Source organism: Streptomyces sp. NPDC031274 (assembly GCF_055570235.1).
The window spans coordinates 1-2,631 of record NZ_JBVIHP010000082.1 but is presented as its reverse complement, the minus strand read 5'-3'; the positions used below and the strand labels follow the sequence as shown (position 1 = coordinate 2,631).

Here is a 2,631-nt window from a genome sequence, read left to right as displayed (position 1 = left end):
GAGGTGGTAGGCGCCGATGCACGCATGAGACTTGCCGCCACCCATGCCTTGGTCGAGCCGAAGGAGAGCGTAGGGGACCTTGGTGTAGTCGCTTCCGCCGCCAAGCCGGATTGCGATCTGGGCCAAGAGATCTGTCAGTGATCCTGTGGGGTGCGTGATCTCGCCGTAGTACGAAGCGTCGGCGTACTGCGGACGCTGATCTCCCGTCCCGTAAACCGCGTGGTAGAGAGACATCTGTACGTCAGCGATGGAGCCCGAGGCGTCCAGGATCTCAGGGCGGATCCGAAGGGCCTTCCACCACGGCGTCACACCGCTCTTGGTCACTCCAACTCCTTGCGTTTTGATCGTCATTGGCTGTGGTGCCGCTGCATACGGCGGTTAGAACAAGGTGGGATTGAGGTCGCTCTTGGCGGCCTCACGCGAGGTACGGATCTGTGCGCTCGCGATGTTCCGCGCAGCTACATCGACACCGCGTCGGGCCCGCTGGAGACCGTTCCAGGCGGCAACGTCGGCCTCCCCCTCCGGCAGTCGGTTCGCCAGGTAGGCGATCGCGGACCACAGGTACTGGTCGTCGTTGTCCCGTGCGGCGTCGACAAGGACTTCTGCGACTGCATCAAGCCCGTCTGGCCACGCCTTGGCCATCGCCAAGGCCACGTCGATGACCGATGAGTCCGATGTGATGGTGCTATTGAACTCCTTGGCGGAGAGGAACCGGCAGCCCTTCTCGCCTTGGTGCAGCAGGTTCTTTACGTCGCTCATGTCCAGGTCCCCGGCGAGGACCTGCCATCGGAGTTCGGACTTCGGAGCCAGCTGCCTTCCGTAGAGACGCACCCACCACAGGGCGAAGCGCGTGCGGACATCAAAGGAGTCCAGCGGAAGGGAGACGACCTTGATGTCCGCGGCTTCCTGCACTGCCTTTCGCGCAACGATCAAGAATCGTTCAAGGCCTACGACGTTGCCTGTGACATCCAGGATCTGGGAGTACAGCCCGGTGACCTCCATGGCAGGCCCTGCTGAGGCCATGAGCATGTCGGTGTGGGCAAGCCCGGAGCGATCCCACAGTTCCACACGGTCTTTCACCTCTGCCTTGACCTGCGCCTCTACGGCAGCAAGACGGCCTTCGCTACGGCCTGGAGGTGCTGGTCGGCAAGCCATGGTCAAGGTGGTGACGATGTTCGCTGCAGTCGCCGAGGCTCCTCCGGACTCTGTCTTGGCCGGCCACGATCCAGTCAGGATCAAACCAGCTGAGGAGATCGCGCTGAGCAGACGGTGCCAGACCTCAAGATCACCGTGCCCGAAGACGATCGTGACTACTCCGTCTTCAGCGACGACCCTGCGGGCTTCGGCGAAGGCACGGGCGATGCTGCTGTCGTAGTGCTCTCGCGTGCGATGGTCGCCTGCGGGCCCGCCGCCCCTCTTGACGATGATCTCTTCAGCTTTGTCCTGGATCCCGCCTGGGTGCGTGGTCATGGACAGCATGGGATCGGCCGTCTGCATGGCGCGTTTGGCCCACACGAAGAAGACGTCGCTGGAGTCGCTGTAGTCGATCATGTCGTCGTACGGCGGGTCCGTGACGACTGCGTCGATCCAATTAGGCCGGAATGGAAGAGTAGTTGCGCTTCCGCGCTGAATCGAGGCAGGAAGCGCGGCAGCCCTCTGCCGGACGTTGCGGAGGGTTGTGACGGTCTGCTTCGAGAGGGACTCCCACGAGCCTGGCCCTGAGGAGAGCCCACTCTCGAACCAGTCGTAGGAGAAGGACACAGCTGACTGGTTGACGAAGATGTCGCCGACCTGAGCCCCACCGGCCTTCTGGAGGCGTGCTCCTCGGGTAGAGCGGCGGATCTTCCGCATCATCGCAGCCGTGGCATAGCCCGCCAAGGCTCGCGCATAGTCAGTGGAGACGCCAGCTGTCAGGCACTCCTGGGTTGCTTCGTTGATGGCGCGGGCCAGCCGGACAAGGCCAAGCGTCTGCCGATCCTCACATAGGTCGCCGTAGGTGCGGTCTCCATAGTTCACGGACTGGATGGTCCGCGTGTTTCCAGGAGCGATGAGTTCGTCAGGGCGTGCCGGCATCATGCCGAACGGAGGCTCTTTCTTGAGGGCTTCTGCGGCTTGCTGGGCGGCAGCGACTTCCTTGGCAGTCGGCTGTCGGAAGACCTTGGTGCCATCTTCCTCGTCGATGTCCGCGGCGACGAGAAGCATGTCTTCGCGGTGGCCTTCTGTGCTCAGCCTGGTGTGTACCGCCTTGGAATGCACGTGGTCGCAGAAGGGACAGACTGCAACCCGTCCATCGGCCGAGTACTTGCTCTTGCCTGCTTGAACACGCGTGGGAGTGCCTGTGGGAGGTCCATCGTGAACGGTGGCTTCGCAGACGCCGGTCTTTGGATCCGCATGAATGCGGAAGCTCTGGCCCTCGTCGTCCTTTTTGGGGCGCGGTCGCCGCAGTTCGAGCTCGCCGACGAGAGGGAACCGTCGCCCGCATTCCTGACAAGGAAGGCTGGAAGCCCAGAGGTATCCCCAGGGGTACCGCCCGCCGCGGGTTGGATAGAACTCGTCCATATATGTGCGGAACCGGCGTCCTACCTCGTGGAGGAATGCCTCCACGTCGGTGACGATTCGGTCTTCGTCCTC

The 2,631-nt window shown here is 62.9% G+C and carries 1 protein-coding gene and 1 pseudogene; both read right to left on the bottom strand.

Annotated features, from left to right (window positions below):
• Positions 1-324: pseudogene (locus ACZ5CR_RS43630) on the bottom strand (DUF499 domain-containing protein); the annotation flags it as partial.
• 54 nt (positions 325-378) lie between these two features.
• A partial coding sequence (locus ACZ5CR_RS43625) for a DUF1156 domain-containing protein (RefSeq protein ID WP_468868791.1) occupies positions 379-2,631 on the bottom strand: 2,253 nt, incomplete at its 5' end.